Raw genomic sequence first — 22,623 nt, forward strand, 5'->3', positions numbered from 1 at the left:
GGAACAGATGAAATTGGATATGTTTGATTTTCATTTACCGGAGGAACTGATTGCCCAAGTTCCTTTGGAGGATAGGGAAGCAAGTAGATTGATGGTACTGGACAAAGAAACCGGTAAGCTCCAGCATGATGTATTCAGCCATATCACGGAATATATCAAACCGGGAGATTGCCTGGTGTTGAATGATACAAAAGTGCTTCCGGCCCGACTATACGGCAGTAAAGAAGGGACAGGTGCAAAGATCGAAGTATTGCTGCTTAAGCAAGAGCATGATGATGTCTGGGAAACGCTTGTGAAGCCGGCCAAGCGGATTAAGGAAGGCTCGACGATCGTTTTCGGCGATGGTAAGCTGAGTGCCGTCTGTACAGGTGTACTCGAGCATGGCGGCCGTATCCTTGAATTTAAATATGATGGCATATTTTATGAAATACTGGAGAAGCTGGGCGAAATGCCGTTACCTCCATACATCAAGGAACAACTTGATGATCAGGACCGCTATCAAACCGTTTATGCGCGGGAAAGGGGATCTGCAGCTGCACCTACCGCTGGCCTGCATTTTACGGAGGATTTGCTTGAGAAACTTAAAGGGATGGGTGTCCACATCGCCTTCATCACGCTGCATGTCGGGCTTGGTACATTCCGTCCGGTAAGTGTCGACGATATTGACAGCCATGAAATGCATTCGGAATTTTATCAAATGACGGAAGGCACTGCCAGATTACTGAATGACGTGAAGGAAAAAGGCGGGAAAATCATTACGGTCGGCACTACTTCCACAAGGACATTGGAAACGATTGCGTCCCGCAATGATGGGGTTTTCAAGGAAGAGAATGGCTGGACGAGCATCTTCATTTATCCTGGTTATGAGTTCAAAGGGATCGATGCGATGATAACGAACTTCCATTTGCCTAAATCGACTTTAATCATGCTTATTTCTGCACTTGCAGGCAGGGAGCATGTCCTTCATGCCTATGAAACGGCTGTGGAAGAAAAATACAGGTTCTTTAGTTTTGGAGATGCAATGTTAATTAAGTAATATAAGAGTGAGAAGCTCTTGAAGGGAGTTATTGCGTTGACTGCAATACGATATGAGTTAATCAAAACATGTAAACAGACAGGTGCACGGCTAGGCCGGGTCCATACGCCGCATGGTTCTTTTGAAACGCCGGCATTTATGCCGGTTGGAACGATGGCTACTGTCAAAACGATGTCCCCGGAAGATTTGAAACAAATGGGGGCAGGAATCATCCTGAGCAATACGTACCACCTATGGCTGCGTCCGGGGCATGAAATCATCAAGGAAGCTGGCGGATTGCATAAGTTCATGAACTGGGATCGCGCGATTTTGACCGACTCAGGCGGCTTTCAAGTCTTCAGTTTAAGCGAGTTTCGCAAAATTGAAGAAGAGGGTGTGCATTTCAGGAACCATCTGAATGGCGATAAATTATTTTTATCTCCGGAAAAAGCGATGGAAATACAAAATGCGCTTGGCTCCGATATCATGATGGCCTTTGATGAATGTCCGCCATTTCCGGCGACTGAAGAATATATGAAGAAGTCGGTTGAACGGACATCGCGCTGGGCGGAACGCTGTTTGAATGCACATGAGCGTCCAAATGACCAAGGGCTGTTCGGAATCGTTCAAGGCGGGGAGTTTGAAAATCTTCGCAAACAAAGTGCAAAAGACCTTGTCTCCCTTGACTTCCCGGGTTATGCTATTGGAGGACTATCCGTAGGGGAACCGAAGGACATCATGAACCGCGTCCTTGAGTTTACAACTCCGCTGCTGCCATCTGACAAACCGCGCTATCTTATGGGTGTCGGTTCACCGGACTCATTGATCGATGGTGCACTCCGCGGTGTTGATATGTTTGACTGTGTACTGCCGACGCGAATCGCGCGTAATGGTACGCTCATGACGAGCAATGGGCGGCTGGTTGTGAAAAATGCGAAGTATGCACGCGATTTCGGTCCAATCGATGAAAATTGCGATTGCCATGTTTGCAAGAATTATAGCCGGGCATACATCCGCCACTTGATTAAATGTGAAGAAACCTTTGGAATTCGCCTTACGACTTACCATAATCTTCATTTTCTGTTAAACTTGATGGAACAGGTCAGACAAGCTATTCGAGAAGATCGTCTTGGAGACTTTAGGGAAGAGTTTTTTGAGCAGTATGGTTTCAATGAACCAAATGCGAGAAACTTCTAATTCCATAAATATTTTAATGAACGAAAGGAGTGAATATACTTAAATGGGTTCTTTAACACAAATACTTCCGTTGATTTTAATGTTCGTATTGTTCTATTTCTTATTGATCCGTCCGCAGCAAAAACGCCAAAAGGCTACGCAAAACATGCAAAGCAGTTTGAAAAAAGGTGATAAAGTTGCTACTATCGGCGGCATGCACGGAACAATCGATGCAATCGATGAACAGCAAATCGTCATTAAATCACCAGACGGTACAAAACTGACTTTTGACCGTGCAGCAATCCGTGAAATTACGGAAAGCGCACCGAATAAAGAAACATCCCTATAAAACAAACGAAAACCGGGCCGTGTGCCCGGTTTTTTGCTGTCTTTTTTTAATCGGAACGTGAGTCGGAACTCATGTTGACCCCAAGAACGCCACCCATCATGGCCGTAATCACAAAACAGCCATAGTATATCCATTGCTTGATGGTGAAAAGGGCATCGTGACCTAAATATTGAAAAAGGAACACGACCAACAGATAAAGCAGCCCAGTGCTTCCGCCCAAGAATAATCCTTGCTTTTTCCCTTTGCCTCCTGATATGAATCCACCAATGAACAGCGATAAAAAGGACACGATCATGACCACGTATGTCAGGGATGATTCCGTCAGTGAAGTAAAACGTAGAAGGATGGAAACGATTAAACTAGCAATCATCGCTATGGCAAAGATGGAGCCTACGCCATAAATTACGGCGACACTCATTTTTTTAGTTTCGATGGGTATTCCTCCTTTTTAAAAGGCTGATACGTATAGCCTGTTTATGTGTTTGTACAAGCATATTCCCGATATCGAACCTTTAGACCAGGTTTAAGAAGCTTCCCGTAAAATTAGAAAAGATTATGGAGTAATTTTTCAGTTCCCAAGCCATGCTATGGATGAAGGAAGTGTTGTTGAATTGGATATCTATCTAGGGATTATATTTCGAACGGCGGTAATCTATCTGGTCATCTGGTTCCTTTTTCGAATGATGGGTAAGCGGGAAGTTGGGGAACTGAGCGTTCTTGATTTAGTGGTATCCATCATGATAGGGGACATTGCTGTGCTATCCTTTGAAGATTTGGAAAGACCGTTTATCCGACAGACTATCCCGATGTTTGTTCTCGCGTTCCTCCAAATCACATTGGCATTTGCCTCATTGAAAAGTGTCAAATTACGCAATTTCATGGACGGTAAGCCACAAATCATCATTAATCAGGGGAAAATAGATGAAAAAGCGATGCGCAGACAACGATATAATTTTGATGACTTATTGACGCAACTTCGTGAACAAGGAATTATTGATATAAACGAAGTGCAGTTTGCCATCCTTGAGACTTCAGGAAGGCTCTCGGTGATTAAAAAAAGCGACAAAGAAGGGTCGGAAAGTCAGGTACCATTCCCGCTGATTGTCGATGGGGAGATACAGGAAAAAAATCTTGATAAAATTGGGAAAAACCATTTTTGGCTTCTGAATCAGTTAAAAGAACATGGAGAAACGAAGGTTAAAGAGATTTCGATTTGCGGGTACATAGATGGCCAAATTTACATCGATAAAAATGAAACGAAGAAATGAACCGAAGCCTTGAATGCTTCGGTTCATTTTATTTCCAAGCCAATTTTGACAAATAGCCGCCCACTACAGGAATCCTGATCAGATCGGCCTTTTTTATGCTGCCGGTCATGAGCAGGAAAAATGTGAACAGCAGGATAACGACGGTTACGGAAAGCAAAAGCCGTATGCCGATAGGCTGTGAGGAGAGCGGGAATTGATAAAGATAATAACCGCCCCATCCTGAAATTAAAGCAAGGACAAGAGCTGAGATATAGCTTCGGAAATGAAGCGTGAAAGGGACGACCTTCAGCACGGTTGAAAAATGCAGGAAAGTAACGAGCATCGTACCGACAGCTATCCCGATTGCGGCTCCCATGATCCCGAAACTTTCCTTTGAAGCCAGAAGACAGATCACACCGATTTTAAGGATGTTCCCAGCCAGGCTGTTGAACATTGCAGCCTTTGCAAGGTCCAGTGCTTGCAGCATGGATTGCAGCGGATATTGAAAGTAATAAAGGATGAAAAAAGGCGCCAGGAATTTAATGAAAACGGCAGCATGCGAAGATCCATACATGACTTGCAATATCGGTTCGGCAAAGATGAACAGAATGACGATAGCTAAACAGCCTGTGATGAAGGTGATTTTCAGGGCTTGTTGAAACCTGTGTTCAACGAGTAAAAAGTTTCCGGTCGTACGGGCTTCGCTCACTGCCGGGACAAGTGCTGTCGCCAATGATGATGTAACGAAGGAAGGAAGCATAAGTAAAGGCAGAGCATATCCAGTCAACTCCCCGTATTGACTGGTGGCTGCGGCCGCGGTGACCCCGGCAAGTGCCAAACTCTGGGCGACCACTATCGGTTCGAAAAACCACGATACCGATCCAATCATCCTGCTTCCGGTGGTAGGAAGGGCAATCCCCATCAATTCGGTGAACGTTCCTTTTCCCGATTTGACATTATTGAAGAAACCCTTTCTGAACTTAAAATGTTTCTTTATTTTAAAGCTGGTCAATAAGTAAATGAGAGAGACGAGCTCACCGATAATCGATGCAAGCATTGCCCCGGCTGCCGCATATTCGATACCGTATGGCAAAAAGGCCTTGGTCAGGACGGCTATGAAAGTGATTCGGGCCACCTGTTCGATAACTTGTGAGAAAGCGAAGGGCTTCATATTTTGCTTGCCTTGGAAATAACCGCGCAGTACGGATGAAATGGCAATGATCGGGACGATTGGGGCAATCGCCATGAGCGGCCATAATGTCCGTCCGTCCGTGAATAGGTATTCTGATAGAACCGGTGCGAAAAGCAGCATCGCAGGAGTGAAAATCATCGATAGAGTAAAGGTGCATGCCAAAGAGACGACAAGGATTTTCTTGATTTTCCGTTCATCACCCCTTGCATTGGCTTCGGCCACGTATTTCGAAATGGCGATTGGCAGGCCTAACTGGGTTATGTTCACGACGAGAAAGAGTGTCGGTAAAGCCATCATATATAAACCAACGCCTTCTTCGCCGATGAAGCGGGCGATGACAATACGGTTAATGAAACCAAGAACCCTTGTAATCAGGCTTGCGATTAATAAAATCAGCGTCCCTTTTAAAAATTTGGACATTGAACTCCCTCCCTGCCTTCTCAAAAAAGCGGTTATGCTATACAATTATCTATATGCTTGTACTTGGACAAAGCATGACAAAAGTGTTTGTTTGCGTTCTAACAAATGATAAGAAACCCTTCTAAGAAAATGCGCATTCATTTGAGAATCATTTTACTGGAGGCAAAATGATGGCAAAAAAGAATCATCCCTATCAAAGGTATTATCTAAAGGTGCGTCCATTTTTGAAGAGTAAGCGCGAGGAATTCCAAATGGTCGGATTGAATGCCGTAACAGAGGAAGACATATGGGGAACCTTAACCAAAAATAAATGGAAGCGCCCGCAGGAAAACATTCACCTTCATGAACTTGTCGCAGATATCGTGACATTTTCGAGCAACCAGTTCATGACCTTCCAAATGGTCGAAGCTTATAAATCACCGAACCTATTCGAGCCGCTTTCCGAAGAGGAACTGAAGGAGCTTTTGAAAGAATAACGCAAAGATATACTTAAATTGACAGCTGTTTGTATATGACTCATAATAGATATGGTTATGCTTTTTTTGGAAAAAGTATGGAAAGCTGTGTCTTTTTTCTCAAAAAGCATAGTGTATGCAGTTATCATATAAACAAAAAATGACAGTTTTTTTAACTTCAGGAACAGGCGTATTATAGAAAGGGGCCTACTACATAATGGTAAAAAGAAGCAGGATCGTTGCGTTTTTTCTAATCGCACTTTTGATTTTCGCAGCGATGGGTACGACTTCAAAAGGAATCCTAAAGGATATCAAGCTGGGTCTTGATCTTCAAGGCGGGTTTGAAGTGTTATATGAAGTAAAACCGCTGTCTGGGGAAAAGATCACCCCGGAAGTTTTACGGGCTACAGTAAGCTCACTTGAGCGGCGTGTCAATGTGTTGGGTGTTAGCGAACCAAACATTCAAATAGAAGGGAAAGACCGGATCCGCGTTCAATTGGCTGGTGTCAAAGACCAAAACAATGCTCGGGAAATCCTTTCTACACAAGCTAAATTATCCTTCCGTGATTACAACGATAAGGAAATGATGACCGGTGCCGACCTGAAAGAAGGCGGCGCGAAACAAACGTTCCAAGATAATAAACCGGTTGTCGAAGTCACGCTGAAAGACGTGAATAAGTTTAAAGAAATCACTCAAAAAATCTCCTCGATGGAAAGTCCGACCAATGTACTGGCAATCTGGCTGGATTTCGAGGAAGGAAAAGATTCCATTAAGGATACAGCTTCACAGGACAATATGATTTCAGCTCCAGCTGTAAGTGAAGTTTTCAATACGAAGAAGGTGTATATTACCGGTCAATTCACAGTGGATGAAGCGAAAGAGCTTGCAGACCTTCTGGATGCAGGTGCCCTGCCTGTAGATTTGAAAGAAAAGTACTCCACTTCAGTAGGTGCCCAATTCGGTGCGGGTGCACTGAATGATACCATTTTTGCAGGAATCATCGGAATTGCACTTGTTTTCATCTTTATGCTTGTGTATTACCGCTTCCCGGGATTCATTGCAGTCGTCACTTTAAGCATCTACATTTTCTTGACGCTATTAGTGTTTGATTGGATGAATGCGGTCCTTACGCTGCCAGGTATTGCGGCATTGGTTCTCGGAGTCGGGATGGCTGTCGATGCCAATATCATAACTTATGAGCGAATCAGGGATGAATTGAAACTTGGCAGATCGGTTAAGGCAGCATATAAAGAAGGTACCAAGAATTCACTTGCTACAATCACGGATGCCAACTTAACGACCCTGCTGGCTGCGGCCGTACTGTTCTATTATGGTACAAGCTCGGTTAAAGGGTTTGCCACCACTTTGATCATTTCGATCTTAATGAGTTTCATTACAGCCGTTTATGGTACACGCCTCTTCATGAGCCTGTGGGTGAATAGCGGGTTCCTGGACAAACGTACTGGATGGTTTGGCGTGAAGAAGAAAAATATTCACGATTTATCCGAGAAAATGGATTTAATGTCATTGCCAACACGCTTTGATAAAATCGATTTCGTGAAACATCGGAAAGTTTTTTACGGCATTTCAATCGGTGTCACCATTATCGGGATCATCTTCCTGCTCGTCTTCAGATTGAATCTTGGGATTGATTTCACGAGCGGCACCCGAATCGAGATTGCGTCCAAAGATGTCTTGACGACTCAGCAAGTCAATGACGAAATGGAAAAGGTTGGTATCGACGAAGATGATATCAAGGATGTCAGGCTCGCTGGACAAGACAATAAAAATGCTGTCGTTCGGACAGTCGGTGTCCTCGATAAGCAAGAGATTGCTGAATTGAAGGACCATTTCAAGAAAAATCACGGAGCAGAACCGAATGTCAGCACCGTATCACCGACAGTAGGAAAAGAGCTTGCGAAAAATGCCATGTTTGCGTTAGCGATTGCCTCAATCGGAATCATATTGTATGTATCGATACGGTTTGAATGGCGAATGGCTGTACCTGCCGTGGTCGCGCTTATACATGATGCATTCTTCATCATCACGATTTTCAGCTTGCTCCGGCTCGAAGTGGATATCACCTTCATTGCTGCGGTTCTGACGATCGTCGGTTATTCGATCAATGATACGATCGTAACCTTTGACCGTATTCGTGAAAACCTGCGCTTCAGCCGTAAAGTAAAAACCGTCGAAGAACTTGAGAACATTGTGAACGTCAGTATCAGGCAAACGCTGACGAGATCCATTAATACGGTTCTGACCGTTCTCATTACGGTCATCGCGTTGATGATCTTCGGCAGTGAAGCTATCCGTAACTTCTCCATTGCCCTGTTTATCGGTTTAATATGCGGCGTGTATTCATCGCTATTGATCGCTTCCCAATTCTGGCTTGATTTGAAAATCAGGGAATTGAGGAAGAAAGGTCCGCTGAATACCGCAAAAGAAAAGAAACAAAGTCTTGAAGGACAAGTTTAAAAGGTGAAAGGGGGCTGGCGTGATGCCAGCCTTCTTTTTGTTGAACTAGCTTATTGAATAGGGAATTACAGCCAATTATGAGTTTAAAATAAAATTGAAACTGGTATATTCGTTTTGTATAATGAGTAGGTTGAGGGGTGAATAAATGTTAAAGCCAAAAACCCGGTGGAACTTGCGAACTGCCGATGAAAACAAAGTTGCTGTACTAGCTGAAGAGCTTCATATCACACCTTTGGTTGCAGCCCTGCTTGTGAATCGAGGCCTGGATACGATTGAAAGTGCCCGATCGTTTTTATTTGTAAAAAATCAAACTTTTCATGACCCATTTTTATTGAAGGATATGGATAAAGCAGTATATAGAATAAAAGAAGCGATTCAAAATGGAGAAAAAATACGTATATTCGGTGATTATGATGCGGATGGCGTGACATCGACCACCGTAATGATGACTGCGCTGACGAGATTGGGGGCCGATGTTGATTTTTATATCCCGAATCGGTTTACTGAAGGATATGGTCCGAATCCGATGGCATTCCGCCTTGCAGCCGAGCAAGGTGTGAAGGTATTAATAACCGTAGATACCGGAATTTCCGCAGTCGCTGAAGCGAAACTTGCCGCCGAGCTGGGCATGGATTATATTTTGACCGATCACCATGAACCGGGACCGCAATTGCCTGAGGCATTGGCGATCATCCATCCTAAACTTGAGGACAGTACCTATCCATTTAAAGACCTGGCCGGAGTAGGGGTCGCATTTAAGCTTGCACACGCCTTGCTTGGGGAATTGCCTGAAGATTTGCTAGAAATTGCGGCAATCGGGACGATAGCGGATTTAGTGCCTTTACAAGGGGAAAACCGCGTCATTGCTGCTAAAGGCATCGAGCAGTTACGATTGACTCGCCGCCCGGGACTTGTTGCGTTAATGAAAGTGGCGAATGTTCAGCAGGAAGCATTGAATGAAGAATCGATCGGCTTTGCAATGGCACCGAGGATCAATGCTGTCGGCCGCCTTGGAGATGCCGATCCCGCTGTTGATTTATTGATGTCCGCAAGTCTCGAAGAAGCAATGGAACTTGCTAATGAAATCAATGATATCAATAAAGAGCGGCAGGAAATGGTTGCAGCAATGGCTGAGGAAGCGATTGCTGAAGTTGAGGAAAACTTCCCGCCGGAGTCCAATGGCGTGCTCATCATCGGCAGGGAAGGCTGGAATGCCGGAGTTGTGGGGATTGTGGCCTCTAAACTTGTTGAACGCTTTTACCGGCCGACGATTGTATTGAGCTATGATCGGGATAAGGGATTAGCTAAAGGTTCTGCTCGGAGCATCGTTGGTTTCGATCTTTTTCAAAGTCTTTCCCAATGCCGTGAAATGCTGCCTCATTTCGGTGGACATCCTATGGCAGCTGGAATGACGTTGAAAATAGAGGATGTTCAGGAGCTTAGGGACCGCATGAACTTGATTGCGAAGGAAGAACTGAACGAAGAGGACTTCACACCGATTACAAACTTGGACGGTGCTACGACTTTAGCTGAAGTTTCCATTCAAACGATTCAGGAAATGAGCTTGCTTGCACCATTTGGGGTTACGAATCCCAAGCCGAAGATTTTGATAGATTCCGTACAACTATCAAGTGTCCGCAAAATTGGTGCCAACCAAAATCACTTGAAGGTTCAGCTGGAAGATGGTGAAAAACACAAACTTGACGGTGTGGGCTTCGGTCTCGGTCATTTTGTCGATGAAATAGCTCCGCACGCTGAAGTTTCGGTGATTGGAGAGCTTTCCATCAATGAGTGGAATAATATGAAAAAGCCCCAGATCTTTGTCCAGGATGTCTCGGTGGACCATTGGCAGTTATTCGATTACCGCGGCAAGGGACAGGCAGAGAAGTGGCTTGCCGACATTCCTGCACAAAACCGGAAGATCGTCATTTTCTCGGAAGATATTTATAGCAGATATCCATTTTTGCAAAACCATCCAGATCTCGTTCATATCGAGAAAGAACTGGATGCTGAGCAGCTCGACTGCTTCGAAGGGCATTTGGTGCTCATGGACATGCCGCCGTCCAGGGAATATTTGAAACGGGTGATTGCCAAAAAGAACCCTTCCCGTATCTACGCTCATTTTTCCCATGAACAGGACCATTTCTTAAGTACGATGCCGACAAGGGATCATTTTAAATGGTTTTATGCCTTCCTTGCCAAGAAGGGTCCGCTTGATGTGAAAAGATATGGTGATGACCTGGCCAAATATCGCGGCTGGTCAAGAGATACAGTGGATTTCATTTCTAAGGTGTTTTTTGAGCTTGATTTTGTTACAATAGAAAATGGGTTAATTATGCTCACAACCAATGCGAAAAAACGCGATTTCAGTGAATCTGAATCGTATACAAGAAAGAAAGAGCAATTTGAGCTTGAACAAGAGCTTGTTTATTCTTCCTATCAGCAATTATTCGATTGGTTCAATCATTATTTAGTTCATGAGGCAACAGACCTTGAGGAGGAAACAAAGCAATGGATTTAAAGCAATATGTAACAATTGTGCAAGACTGGCCAAAACCGGGTATCGTCTTCAAAGATATTACAACATTAATGGATAACGGCGCAGCTTATAAATACGCAACAGACCAAATCGTCGAGTATGCTCGCGATAAAAATATCGACTTGGTGGTCGGGCCGGAAGCACGCGGATTCATTATCGGATGTCCAGTCGCATACTCATTGGAAGTGGGCTTCGCGCCAGTGAGAAAAGAAGGAAAACTTCCACGTGAAACGATAAAAGTCGAATATGGTTTAGAATACGGCAAGGATGTATTGACAATCCATAAAGATGCCATTAAACCGGGACAGCGTGTCCTGATTACGGACGATTTGCTTGCTACCGGGGGAACAATCGAAGCGACGATCAAGTTGGTTGAACAGCTTGGCGGAATTGTAGCAGGGATTGCCTTCCTTATTGAATTGACTGACTTGGATGGAAAAGATAAATTAGACGGCTATGATGTCTTGACATTAATGAGCTTTTAATAAAGGAGAGCACTCTGACCAGGGTGCTCTCTTTCTGTTTTTCCCATTTTAGCTGGATTTTGTCGAATTTCCAGTGAAAAAATGCACTATTCTTAATAAAATACACGTTTAACTCTTTACATCCTTGCCTTTTTTTTCGATAATAGTAATAATAAAGAGTTTTTCTGCTAATAAGTTTATTTGCACTTTTATCCGTTTAAGCGGATTTATTTTTTTTCGCAAAAATTGTCACGTTTTGCAGAATAAAGGGAAGTGCTACCAATCATACTCAATCCGGATCATATCCGGTGGCAGTTAAAGTGGGGTTAAGGTGATTAAATGGCTAATGATCAAATATTGACTGCCGAGCAGGTTGTAGAACGGGCCAGCTTATATCTTCAGCCGGAAGAAGCTGAATTTATTCATAGAGCGTTTAAGTATGCAGAGTATGCTCACCGAGAACAATTCCGTAAATCGGGAGAGCCGTATATTATTCATCCGATTCAAGTGGCGGGCATTCTGGCTGATCTTGAAATGGACCCTGCAACCATTGCGGCAGGTTTTTTACATGATGTTGTTGAAGACACGGAGATCACTTTGAAGGATATTGAAGAAAATTTCAGTCCTGAAGTCGCCATGCTTGTGGATGGCGTGACCAAGTTAGGGAAAATCAAATACAAATCACAGCAGGAGCAACAGGCGGAAAACCATCGGAAAATGTTCGTGGCGATGGCCCAGGATATACGGGTCATCTTGATCAAGCTTGCGGACAGACTGCATAATATGCGGACATTGAAGCATCTGCCGCAGGAAAAGCAGAGAAGGATATCGAACGAGACGTTGGAGATCTTCGCACCGCTTGCCCATCGTCTTGGTATCAGCACGATTAAATGGGAACTGGAAGATACTGCACTAAGGTATTTGAATCCTCAGCAGTATTACCGAATCGTCAACCTGATGAAGAAAAAGCGTGCAGAACGTGAAAACTATCTGGAAGAAGTCATTGATGAAGTGCGTAAAAACGTTGAGGAAGTCAACATTAAGGCTGACCTATCCGGCAGGCCGAAACATATATACAGCATTTATCGCAAAATGGCATTGCAGAATAAACAGTTCAGCGAAATTTATGACTTGCTTGCCGTTCGGATCGTCGTCAATAGCATAAAAGACTGCTATGCCGTTTTAGGGATCATCCATACATGCTGGAAACCGATGCCTGGCCGATTCAAGGACTATATCGCGATGCCGAAGCCGAATATGTATCAATCGCTCCATACGACGGTGATCGGACCGAAAGGCGATCCGCTGGAAGTGCAGATCCGTACTTCCGATATGCATCGCATTGCCGAGTTCGGGGTTGCTGCGCACTGGGCTTATAAAGAGGGAAAAGATGTCGGTGAACAGCCTTCACTGGAAGAAAAATTGACATGGTTCCGGGAAATTCTTGAATTCCAGGATGATGCGACTAATGCCGAGGAATTCATGGAATCCCTTAAAATAGATCTTTTTTCTGATATGGTATTCATTTTCACTCCAAAAGGCGATGTCATCGAACTGCCATCAGGATCCAACCCGATTGATTTCGCTTACCGGATTCATTCGGAAATCGGGAACAAAACGATTGGTGCCAAAGTGAACGGGAAAATGGTACCGCTGGATTATAAACTGAAAACTGGCGATATCATAGAAATCTTAACATCGAAGCATTCATATGGCCCAAGTCAGGATTGGCTTAAACTAACGCAAACATCTCAAGCGAAAAATAAGATCCGCCAATTTTTCAAGAAGCAGCGCCGGGAAGAAAATATCGAAAAAGGCAAAGAGCTTGTTGAAAAGGAAATCAAGGATATGGAGTTCGACCTGAAGGAAATCCTGGCTGCCGAAAATATCAGGCGTGTTGCGGATAAATTCAACTTCCTGAATGAAGAGGATATGTATGCGGCAGTTGGATATAACGGAATAACAGCCCTTCAGGTAGCTAACCGCCTTACCGAAAAATGGCGCAAGCAGAAAATGGTCGAGCAAGAAGCGGATATTTCTGAAGCGGTAGCCGATCTGAAAACCTTCTCGAATACATCTAAAAAACGTGACTCGGGCGTACAGGTACCAGGGATTGATAATCTGCTTATCCGCTTATCACGCTGTTGCAACCCAGTACCAGGGGACGAAATCGTTGGTTATATAACCAAAGGCCGTGGAGTTTCAGTTCATAGGCAAGATTGCCCGAACCTGGATAGCGGGGATGCCGATCATCGCCTTGTACCGGTTGAATGGGAAAGTACGATTAACGAACGTAAGGAATACATCGTGGAAATTGAAATCAGCGGATATGACCGTCGCGGCTTATTGAATGAAGTCCTTCAAGCCGTCAATGAAACCAAGACCAACATTTCAGCGGTCTCGGGTAAATCCGACAGGAATAAGGTGGCGACCATTCACATGTCGATTTATATTCATAACATTGCCCATTTGCAAAAGGTTGTCGACCGTATTAAACAAATTTCAGATGTTTATTCCGTTAGAAGGATCATGAACTAAGGAGTTTTTATTGCCATGCGTGTTGTTTTACAACGTTCCAAAGCGGCAAAAGTAGTTGTCGCAGACCAAATAATCGGACAAATCGACAGCGGTCTCGTCCTATTGGTTGGTGTCACCCATGGAGATACGATCGATGACGCCGCCTATTTGGCCGAAAAGATTGTCAATCTAAGAATATTTGAAGATGAAAATGAAAAGATGAACCACTCACTATTGGATGTGGGAGGTTCGATTTTATCCGTTTCACAATTTACCTTATACGGCGATTGCCGTAAAGGGCGTCGACCGAACTTCATGGACGCCGCCCGTCCTGAAGAGGCGAATGAATTATATGAAGCATTTAACGAGGAACTCCGCAAAAAAGGCGTCCATACGGAAACAGGTCAATTTGGTGCCATGATGGATGTTCAGCTTACTAATGACGGTCCCGTCACATTAATACTCGAAAGCAAAAAATGACCTGCTGCGGCAGGTTTTTTTTGTAGAAAAGCCAGCTTCGATACGAAGCTGGCTTTTCTAGTCCTTATTTAAAATACCGTGCCAAGCCATTATAGATGGCCGATGTGATTTTTTCTTGATACTCATTCGATGTTAATGTCAATTCTTCCACTGGATTACTTAAATAACCTAGTTCAATGAGTGTAGCTACCCGTTTATTTTCACGGGTAACATGATAATTCCCGTATCGTGATCCGCGATTGGGCACCTGCATGGTTGAACCGAGTGAATTGGCCAGAGTAGCCGCCAATGCACGCTGGTAGTCATGATAGTAGTATGTGGTTATCCCGCTGGTGATCTGGTCCTTGGTGCTATCATAATGGAGGCTGATGAAAGCATCCGCGTTATGTATATGAGAAGTGCTGACCCGGGAAGGAAGTGGAATATAGGTATTTCCGCTTCTGGTCAGGATCACTTTAGCTCCTGCCGCTTGAAGTTTGTCCCGCAGCAATTCTGCCGTTCGAATCGTCAGGTTTTTCTCAAGTGTTCCACCGACCCCGATTGTACCGCTATCCCTGCCGCCATGTCCGGGATCGATCACAATCGTTTTATCCTTTAGGTATTTCTCAACTCCAGGTCGTTGGATCTGCTCGGCATTCCCTTCGATCGTCACGATCCATCCGGCCACATAAGCTGTTTTTCCGCCCTTTAGTTTAATGGAATACCAGTCGCCTTCCATACCTGATGCCGTGAACGTTTCACCTGCATTGGCCTGCTCTACAATCCCCGAGTCGCCATCCGGCTCATTTCTAAGGATCGTACCATCATGAATGATGGTAATCTTGTTTCCTTTTACATCAACCTTTTTTTCCTTCGACGTTTGCTCAACATTCTCTTTTTCCAGATACCAACTCACGACCCAGCCCTTTTTCGAACCGGAGAGCTTGATCTGTGTCATATTTCCCTTTGTTTGGAGCACAGCGTAAGTCTCATCCTTGTTGACCGAACCGATGACCTTGCTTGAGAGCGAGGCTTCATTCCTGACAGTTAAACCCGTGGCGGTCACCCTTGCAGTAGCGCCTTCCGTTTCCTTTTTAATATCAACATGATCTTCGCTTACTTGTATGTAAGGTTCAGCTACCCAACCGCGGGTTCCTTGGAAATCAATTTCGGCCCATTCATTTTCAACCCTGTAGACGGTCACTGACGTATTTTTATTCAGCTTTCCGAGAGCGGCACTGTTTGTAGACGGTTCCGAACGGACATTGAGCCGGTCCACCAAAGTTACTCCGGTTTTTACGGATTGATTCGTTCCTTTTTCCCTAGTTGAATCTTTCTTCGCTGCTTTTTCCGATGCGGAGGGAAGTGTTATGTAGTCAGCAGAGACCCAGCCTTCGATATCCGCCGTTTTGACCTTTATCCAATTCTCATTCTTTTCAATGATGTCAACAAAAGTTCCTTTACTCAAGGACCCAACCGTTTGAAATGTAGTGCCGGGACCTGTTCGGACACGGACGGAGCTGCCTGATATCGTCCCTTGTCCGGATTCCTTTTTGACCTGATTGGTATCAGACCCTGATTGTCTCTCCACTAACCAATTGGCAACCCAGCCCGTTTTGCCGGTGCCAATCCGGATTTCAATCCAGTCGCCATCTTCATTCAGAATGGGATACGATTCCCCTTTTGACAGTTTTTTTATAATAGGGAAACTGAGACCTGCACCTTCACGGACATTGACCACTTGGGTCGTCACGATATTTTCCCCATCATCTTTTCCAAAAGCGTGATGGACGGGGAAAATCGCTGAGAATATCAGCATCAGTGTCAGGCCGAATAAACCCGATTTCTTCTTCATAAGTTGTCTCTCCCTTTTAATGTCTATATGTATGTATTCTCGTTCAATGAAAATTTCCCTCTTTCCCTGTGCAAAAAACATTTTTTTTAGGAAAGAATATAGCTTATATAACTGTAGGAGGGAAACCACATGAAATTCAGCGAAAAAGATCAAACGAGCTTAAGCGGAGGCAACCAAGTACTGGGTGTCGATTTTCACGATTTCATCCAAAAGGAACAAAGCGCAAACCTTGTTGAATTGGCATCCGAATTCGGGGTCAATGTCCGGACGATCAAAAATTTGAAAAAACGATTGAACCAGTAAAATGCGACAAAAATCCTCAGTCTGCCTTGACATTTGATGTTAACGTCCGTATGATTATAAAATATCAGACTTATTACTGCAATAACCAATGATGGAGAAGAGTAATTAAGAAACACATGAAAAGAGAGGAAATGCCGAGGCTGAAAGCATTCCACATGATGACTTAATGAAAGAACCCTCCGTAGGCTTCACTCCGAACGGATTTACTTAATAGGAGATGGACGTAAAACAGGCGTTAACTGTTTTTGAGCGGGGGCACTTTTTTTGTGCTTCAACTAGGGTGGCACCACGGGATATCCAAACTCTCGTCCCTTGTAACATAACGTTACAAGGGGCGGGAGTTTTTTGTTTGGAAAAAAAATCAGTATAGCGTGCCGGATAAGAAAGGCCGCTTTGCTTTAAAGGAGGAAACACATATGTCTATTCAGATTCCTAGAGGTACCCAGGATTTATTGCCTGGCCAAACGGAAATTTGGCAGTATATCGAGAACACAGCGCGTGATATTTGTCACCGTTACCAATATAAAGAAATCCGCACACCGATTTTTGAGCACACGGAATTATTTTTACGCGGTGTTGGAGATACAACCGATATCGTTCAAAAAGAGATGTATTCATTTCAAGATCGCGGTGAAAGGAACTTAACCCTTCGTCCGGAAGGCACCGCATCGGTTGTACGGTCATATATCGAGAACAAAATGTTCGGGTGGGCCAATCAACCGGTCAAGCTTTATTATATCGGGCCGATGTTCCGTTACGAACGTCCGCAAGCAGGTCGATTCCGCCAGTTCGTTCAATTCGGCATCGAAGCTTTAGGAAGTAAGGATCCCGGAATCGATGCAGAGGTTCTGTCACTTGCGATGAACCTGTACAAGGAACTTGGTTTGAAAAAGCTGAAGCTAGTCATCAACAGCCTTGGTGATAAGGAAAGCCGGACAGCGCATCGCAATGCGTTAATCAAACATTTCGAACCACGCATCGGCGAGTTTTGCGGCGATTGTCAAAACCGCCTTGAAAAAAATCCATTGCGTATCCTGGATTGCAAAAAGGATCACGATCACGAATTGATGAACACGGCTCCTTCCATCATTGAATATTTAAATGATGAATCCCGTACTTATTTCGAAAAGGTGAAACAGCACTTAACCGATTTGGAAATCGATTTCGTCGAAGATCCGACTCTAGTGAGGGGCTTGGATTACTATAATCATACCGCATTTGAAATCATGAGTGATGCAGAAGGCTTTGGCGCCATCACTACACTTTGCGGCGGCGGCCGTTATAACGGGCTGTCTGAAGAACTTGGCGGACCGGAAACACCGGGAATCGGCTTTGCACTTAGCATTGAACGGCTGATTGCTGCCCTCCAAGCAGAAAACATCGAGCTTCCGATCAAAAAGGGAATTGACTGCTATCTTGTCTCACTAGGTGAAACAGCCAAGGATTATACCGTCAAACTTGCCCATCAATTGCGGAATGCCGGTTTTACCGTCGAAAAAGACTATCAAGATCGTAAAGTGAAAGCGCAATTCAAATCAGCCGACCGCCTCGAAGCAAGATATGTGGCGACACTTGGGGATGATGAATTGGCAAATAATAAAATCAATGTAAAGTTCATGGAAACCGGTGAACAAGTCCAAATGGATCTTGCAACATTCGTTGAACAATTCAAAAAGCTACAGGCTTAAGGGGGAAATACCATGTTTGGCAGAACATACTTCAATGGTGAAGTGACAGAAGCAGCAATTGGTGAAAAAGTAACATTAAAAGGATGGGTACAAAAACGCCGGGATTTGGGCGGGGTCATCTTTATCGACCTACGTGACAGAAGCGGAGTCGTCCAAGTCGTTTTCAATCCGGACATTTCGGCAGACGCGCTTGCCACAGCCGAAAAAATCCGTAATGAATACGTCCTTGATATCCAAGGGACCGTCATCAAACGTGACGAGGCCAACTTCAATCCGAACGTAACAACAGGGACCGTCGAAGTTCAAGCCGAAAACGTTACAATTTTAAACGAAGCAAAGACCCCTCCATTCATCATTGATGAAAGAACGGATGTATCAGAAGACATCCGCTTGAAATATCGTTATCTGGACCTGCGTCGTCCGGCAATGTTCGAAACATTGAAAATGCGCAACAAAACAACAAAAGCGATCCGTGATTACTTGGACGGTGAAGGCTTCCTTGATATCGAAACACCTATCTTAACAAAAAGTACACCTGAAGGAGCACGTGATTATTTAGTGCCTAGCCGCGTACACGAAGGGGAGTTCTATGCACTTCCGCAATCACCGCAAATCTTCAAGCAGCTATTGATGGTATCCGGTTTCGAACGTTATTATCAAATTGCCCGCTGTTTCCGTGATGAAGACTTACGTGCTGACAGACAGCCTGAATTCACGCAAATCGATATTGAAACAAGCTTCATGAGCCAAGAAGATATCATTAACACGGCAGAAAACATGATGGCTAAAGTGATGAAAGACGTAAAAGGATTGGACGTAACACTGCCATTCCCTCGAATGACTTACAACGAAGCGATGAGCCGTTACGGTTCCGACAAACCGGATACACGTTTCGGAATGGAACTTAAAGATGTTTCCGAAATCGTCAAAGACAGTGATTTCAAAGTGTTCACCGGTGCTGTTGCAAGCGGAGGACAAGTTAAGGCAATCGTCGTTAAGGACGGAAATGCGGATTATTCCCGTAAAGACATTGATGGCTTGGCTGAATTTGCAGCGATCTACGGTGCTAAAGGCCTTGCATGGCTAAAAGTTGAAGAAGACGGTGTAAAAGGGCCAATCGCAAAATTCTTCGCAGAAGATCAAGAGCAATTAGTATCTGCATTGGAAGCTGAAGTGGGCGATTTAATCCTATTCGTGGCGGATAAGAAAGGCATAGTCGCAGATGCACTTGGAGCACTTCGCATCAAGCTTGGTAAAGAAAGAGGCTTGATCGATCAAAGCAAATTCAACTTCCTATGGGTGACGGACTGGCCATTACTTGAATATGACGAAGAAGAAGGACGCTACTATGCAGCACACCATCCATTCACAATGCCATTCCGTGAAGACATGGACAAACTGGAATCAGACCCAGCAAGCGTCCGTGCACAAGCATATGACCTTGTCTTGAACGGCTACGAACTTGGCGGTGGATCACTGCGGATATTCGAACGCGACGTTCAGGAAAAAATGTTCAAAGTTCTTGGATTCTCCGAAGAAGAAGCAAACGCACAATTCGGCTTCCTAATGGATGCATTCGAATACGGAACGCCACCACACGGCGGAATCGCCCTTGGACTGGACCGCATGGTCATGCTGCTTGCAGGCCGCACGAACCTTCGCGACACCATCGCGTTCCCGAAAACAGCAAGCGCAAGCGACCTGCTCGTTGACGCACCGAGTACCGTAAGTGACAAGCAATTGGCCGAACTTAACCTAAGGCTTGCTGCACTTAAAAAATAATTCATTTGGGAAAAATATGAAAAAATACCTATGTGTTTTTCCTTGAAATAGAGTTAAGCATTATGCTATGATGTTTTCAATAAGTAAGAGTCCTGATGTGTTCGTTCTTTAACCTATAAGTTTTGACCGAACACTTATAGTTACCGGGAGCACTAGTTTCCTGGCCGCGTAAAAGCCTCCCTCGAAGAGGACTTACAAACGCGAGGAACCGAGCACCCACCTGCGGAGAGCGGGTTCAAAACAAAGGCGTAAACGGCACAATTGGGACTCTTACACCTTACAAAGCAACTCATGTTAAATAACATGGGTTTTTTTGTGCATTAAAATAGTTAACTCACGAGTAAACTTTGCACAAACTCACGAGTAAATGGCGGAAATTCACGAGTAAAAGAGCCAAATTCACGAGTAAATGCCGCAAACTCACGAGTAAATGGTGCAAATTCACGAGTAAACAGCGGAAACTCACGAGTAAACGATCCAGACTCACGAATAAAGACCCCATACTCAAAGAAAACAACTAAAAACCAGCGAATAAACTTCAAATATTCCGATTTAAGTAACACTCCGCAATATAGAATCGTAAATTATAGTAAGGTTGAGCAATAGTCAGCCAAGGATAGAAAGTAGTGAGGGCTTTGAAAGATTTATTGTATGCAAAGAGGATGGAAATGCTTCAATTAGTGGAGCGGCTAGTGAATATAGATAGTGGTTCTCATACGAAAAAGGGTATTGATGAAATTGGTTCGATTTTGAAAACGAAATTTGAAAGCCTGGATTTTATTGTGGATACCGTTGAGCAGCAGAATTATGGCAATCAGCTGCTCATCCAGCATCGTGATGCGCATCAACCGCATATTCTGGTCGTTGCTCATATGGATACGGTTTTTCCGGAGGGGACAGCGCAAAAACGTCCTTTTAAAGTGAAGGGAAATCGGGCATACGGTCCCGGTGTGGCGGATATGAAGTCTAGTTTGGTTGAGCTTTTTTATGCGATCCTTTGCCTGAAACAGACGGGGCAGACAGGCTATAAGCATGTCCAGATCATTCTTAATAGTGATGAGGAGATCGGGTCTCCGTCCTCCGCTTCACTCATATCGGAAAAAGCGGCCAATAAGAAGTTTGCGCTAATTCTTGAACCGGCAAGGACGGACGGTTCGCTTGTAACGGCAAGAAGGGGCTGCGGTCAGTTTAAAGTGGATATTGCGGGGGTGGCCGCCCATTCAGGGATCGAGCCGGAAAAGGGACGAAGTGCAATTGAAGAATTGGCCCATAAGATCATCGCCTTACATCGAATGAATGATCAGCAGAAAGGAATCAGCGTGAATGTCGGCAAAATTGAAGGGGGCTCCGCTGTCAATATGATTGCTTCCCATGCGGCTGCCTTTGTGGATGTGCGGATTTCGGAAAAAAGGCAGGAAGCCGTCATCCTCAAGCAACTAAAAAAAATATGTGCGGAAACCTATATTCCAGGAACGAAAACGACATTAAGCGGGAAAATGGACCGCTCTCCCATGGAAAAGAATGAAAAAACGAACTTGCTTTTAGAGATGATCCGCCAGGCTGGGAAGGAAATCGGCATCGAAATCAAGGATACGGCCACGGGTGGAGGTTCGGATGCTTCCATCACTTCTGATTTGGGAATCGCGACAGTGGATGGACTCGGGCCCATTGGAGGGAATGCACATAGTGAAGAGGAGTATTTGGAAATTCCCAGCCTTACGGAAAGGACACTCCTATTGGCAACAGTCATTCAAAAATTATCAAAAATGACCTAGCACACTAATTCCGATTAGACTGCTCATATTTCGCTTGTCATTAATGATGTTTATGATATATTGTTAATTGGGAAGCTAAATAAGAACAGAATTTATTGGAGTTGAATATATATGCTGCATCAGTTTTCACGAAATGAATTGGCAATTGGCAAGGAAGGAATCGATATACTGAAAAATACGACCGTTGCAGTCCTGGGTGTTGGAGGCGTCGGTTCATTTTCAGCCGAAGCATTGGCACGTTCCGGGGTAGGCCGTATTATTCTTGTGGATAAAGACGATGTCGACATCACAAATGTAAATAGGCAGATCCATGCTCTATTATCAACAGTCGGTCAACCGAAAGCGGAATTGATGAAAAATCGCATTCAAGATATCAATCCTGACTGCGAAGTGATCGCTCTTAAAATGTTCTATACAGAAGAGACGTTTGAAGAATTCTTCAGTTATGGCTTGGACTATGTCATTGATGCATCGGATACGGTCATTTACAAGATACATGTGATGAAGGAGTGCCTCAAACGGAATATCAAGGTGATTTCAAGCATGGGGGCCGCTAATAAGATGGACCCGACGCGTTTTCAAATTGCCGATATCTCCAAAACGCATACCGATCCGCTTGCCAAGGTCATTCGTACTAGATTGCGTAAAGAGGGCATAACAAAGGGAATTCCCGTTGTCTTTTCCGACGAGAGCCCTATTGTCATTCGGGAGGATGTGCGGAAAGAAGTCGGCAATGATGAGGCAAAAATCCGTAAAGCCCAAATGCCTCCGTCTTCGAATGCTTTCGTACCATCCGTTGCGGGCTTAATTGCAGCAAGTTGGGTGATCAATGATATATTGAAAGACATTGAAGTTCGCCGTGTAAATGATTGATAAAAATCAACTGACTCTATAAAGGGTCAGTTTTT

19 protein-coding genes, 1 other RNA gene and 1 other annotated feature are annotated in these 22,623 nt (G+C 44.3%); of the genes, 16 read left to right on the forward strand and 4 right to left on the reverse strand.

Annotated features, from left to right (window positions below; all coding sequences use genetic code 11):
• Positions 1-7: 7 nt before the first annotated feature.
• From queA to yajC, 3 genes are read left to right on the forward strand one after another with little or no spacing between them, the layout of a single operon-like run.
• Positions 8-1,036 (forward strand): tRNA preQ1(34) S-adenosylmethionine ribosyltransferase-isomerase QueA, encoded by a 1,029-nt coding sequence (queA, locus tag A6755_RS09525; protein WP_063575570.1) that lies wholly within the window; start codon positions 8-10, stop codon positions 1,034-1,036.
• Positions 1,037-1,072: 36 nt separating this feature from the next.
• The gene (tgt, locus tag A6755_RS09530) at positions 1,073-2,212 is read left to right on the forward strand and encodes a tRNA guanosine(34) transglycosylase Tgt (RefSeq protein WP_034308807.1); all 1,140 of its coding nucleotides are present in this window, start codon (positions 1,073-1,075) and stop codon (positions 2,210-2,212) included.
• Positions 2,213-2,255: 43 nt separating this feature from the next.
• Positions 2,256-2,540: a preprotein translocase subunit YajC gene (yajC, locus tag A6755_RS09535; protein WP_034308805.1), complete on the forward strand. Its 285-nt coding sequence runs from the start codon at positions 2,256-2,258 to the stop codon at positions 2,538-2,540.
• Positions 2,541-2,586: 46 nt separating this feature from the next.
• Here yajC and A6755_RS09540 read toward each other — a convergent pair whose 3' ends face one another.
• Positions 2,587-2,958, reverse strand: coding sequence for a TIGR04086 family membrane protein (locus A6755_RS09540; RefSeq protein WP_096337820.1), 372 nt, complete (start codon positions 2,956-2,958; stop codon positions 2,587-2,589).
• Positions 2,959-3,151: 193 nt separating this feature from the next.
• Between A6755_RS09540 and A6755_RS09545 the strand changes: the two genes are divergently transcribed.
• Entirely contained in the window at positions 3,152-3,808 is a 657-nt protein-coding gene (locus A6755_RS09545) for a DUF421 domain-containing protein (protein WP_063592501.1), read from the forward strand.
• Positions 3,809-3,836: 28 nt separating this feature from the next.
• Here A6755_RS09545 and spoVB read toward each other — a convergent pair whose 3' ends face one another.
• Positions 3,837-5,399: a stage V sporulation protein B gene (spoVB, locus tag A6755_RS09550; protein ID WP_063590521.1), complete on the reverse strand. Its 1,563-nt coding sequence runs from the start codon at positions 5,397-5,399 to the stop codon at positions 3,837-3,839.
• A gap of 170 nt (positions 5,400-5,569) precedes the next feature.
• Between spoVB and A6755_RS09555 the strand changes: the two genes are divergently transcribed.
• The 6 genes from A6755_RS09555 to dtd all read left to right on the forward strand — a co-directional run bounded on the left by A6755_RS09555 (position 5,570) and on the right by dtd (position 14,333).
• A complete protein-coding gene (locus A6755_RS09555) occupies positions 5,570-5,875 on the forward strand; it encodes a post-transcriptional regulator (RefSeq protein ID WP_034308797.1) in 306 nt (101 codons plus the stop codon).
• 196 nt (positions 5,876-6,071) lie between these two features.
• On the forward strand, positions 6,072-8,333 hold the full coding sequence (secDF, locus tag A6755_RS09560; RefSeq protein ID WP_063590522.1) for a protein translocase subunit SecDF: 2,262 nt from the start codon (positions 6,072-6,074) through the stop codon (positions 8,331-8,333).
• A gap of 145 nt (positions 8,334-8,478) precedes the next feature.
• Positions 8,479-10,854, forward strand: a complete 2,376-nt coding sequence (gene recJ, locus A6755_RS09565) for a single-stranded-DNA-specific exonuclease RecJ (RefSeq protein ID WP_063590523.1) — start codon at positions 8,479-8,481, stop codon at positions 10,852-10,854.
• Positions 10,845-11,357 (forward strand): adenine phosphoribosyltransferase, encoded by a 513-nt coding sequence (locus A6755_RS09570; protein ID WP_034308789.1) that lies wholly within the window; start codon positions 10,845-10,847, stop codon positions 11,355-11,357. The genes recJ and A6755_RS09570 overlap by 10 nt, the downstream gene beginning before the upstream one ends.
• Positions 11,358-11,675: 318 nt before the next feature.
• Positions 11,676-13,874 carry a RelA/SpoT family protein gene (locus A6755_RS09575; protein ID WP_034308787.1) on the forward strand — a complete coding sequence of 733 codons (2,199 nt, stop codon included), beginning with the start codon at positions 11,676-11,678 and terminating at the stop codon, positions 13,872-13,874.
• 15 nt (positions 13,875-13,889) lie between these two features.
• Complete coding sequence (gene dtd, locus A6755_RS09580) at positions 13,890-14,333, forward strand: D-aminoacyl-tRNA deacylase (protein WP_053535817.1); 444 nt, start codon at positions 13,890-13,892, stop codon at positions 14,331-14,333.
• A 64-nt stretch (positions 14,334-14,397) separates the two neighbouring features.
• Here the strand turns inward: dtd and A6755_RS09585 are convergent, their stop codons facing one another.
• A complete protein-coding gene (locus A6755_RS09585; RefSeq protein WP_063590524.1) occupies positions 14,398-16,167 on the reverse strand; it encodes an N-acetylmuramoyl-L-alanine amidase family protein in 1,770 nt (589 codons plus the stop codon).
• A 129-nt stretch (positions 16,168-16,296) separates the two neighbouring features.
• Here A6755_RS09585 and A6755_RS27015 point away from each other — a divergent pair, with 129 nt between their 5' ends.
• The 4 genes from A6755_RS27015 (at position 16,297) to ssrS (ending at position 20,212) form a co-directional block, all read left to right on the forward strand.
• Positions 16,297-16,470: a hypothetical protein gene (locus A6755_RS27015; RefSeq protein WP_034308777.1), complete on the forward strand. Its 174-nt coding sequence runs from the start codon at positions 16,297-16,299 to the stop codon at positions 16,468-16,470.
• 79 nt (positions 16,471-16,549) lie between these two features.
• Positions 16,550-16,786: a binding site (T-box leader), on the forward strand.
• Positions 16,787-16,886: 100 nt separating this feature from the next.
• Positions 16,887-18,158 (forward strand): histidine--tRNA ligase, encoded by a 1,272-nt coding sequence (hisS, locus tag A6755_RS09590; protein WP_063590525.1) that lies wholly within the window; start codon positions 16,887-16,889, stop codon positions 18,156-18,158.
• Positions 18,159-18,170: 12 nt separating this feature from the next.
• Positions 18,171-19,940 carry an aspartate--tRNA ligase gene (gene aspS / locus A6755_RS09595; RefSeq protein ID WP_053535813.1) on the forward strand — a complete coding sequence of 590 codons (1,770 nt, stop codon included), beginning with the start codon at positions 18,171-18,173 and terminating at the stop codon, positions 19,938-19,940.
• A gap of 86 nt (positions 19,941-20,026) precedes the next feature.
• A non-coding RNA gene (ssrS, locus tag A6755_RS09600) (6S RNA) lies at positions 20,027-20,212 on the forward strand.
• A 57-nt stretch (positions 20,213-20,269) separates the two neighbouring features.
• Here the strand turns inward: ssrS and A6755_RS26615 are convergent.
• Positions 20,270-20,482: a hypothetical protein gene (locus tag A6755_RS26615; RefSeq protein WP_134402116.1), complete on the reverse strand. Its 213-nt coding sequence runs from the start codon at positions 20,480-20,482 to the stop codon at positions 20,270-20,272.
• Between the two features lie 84 nt (positions 20,483-20,566).
• Here A6755_RS26615 and A6755_RS09605 point away from each other — a divergent pair, with 84 nt between their 5' ends.
• Positions 20,567-21,715 (forward strand): M20 family metallopeptidase, encoded by a 1,149-nt coding sequence (locus A6755_RS09605; RefSeq protein WP_343929275.1) that lies wholly within the window; start codon positions 20,567-20,569, stop codon positions 21,713-21,715.
• A gap of 111 nt (positions 21,716-21,826) precedes the next feature.
• Entirely contained in the window at positions 21,827-22,588 is a 762-nt protein-coding gene (locus A6755_RS09610) for a tRNA threonylcarbamoyladenosine dehydratase (protein WP_034308767.1), read from the forward strand.
• Positions 22,589-22,623 lie beyond the last annotated feature (35 nt).

The sequence above is a fragment of the Peribacillus frigoritolerans genome (assembly GCF_001636405.1).
In the GTDB taxonomy this organism is placed as follows: domain Bacteria; phylum Bacillota; class Bacilli; order Bacillales; family DSM-1321; genus Peribacillus; species Peribacillus frigoritolerans.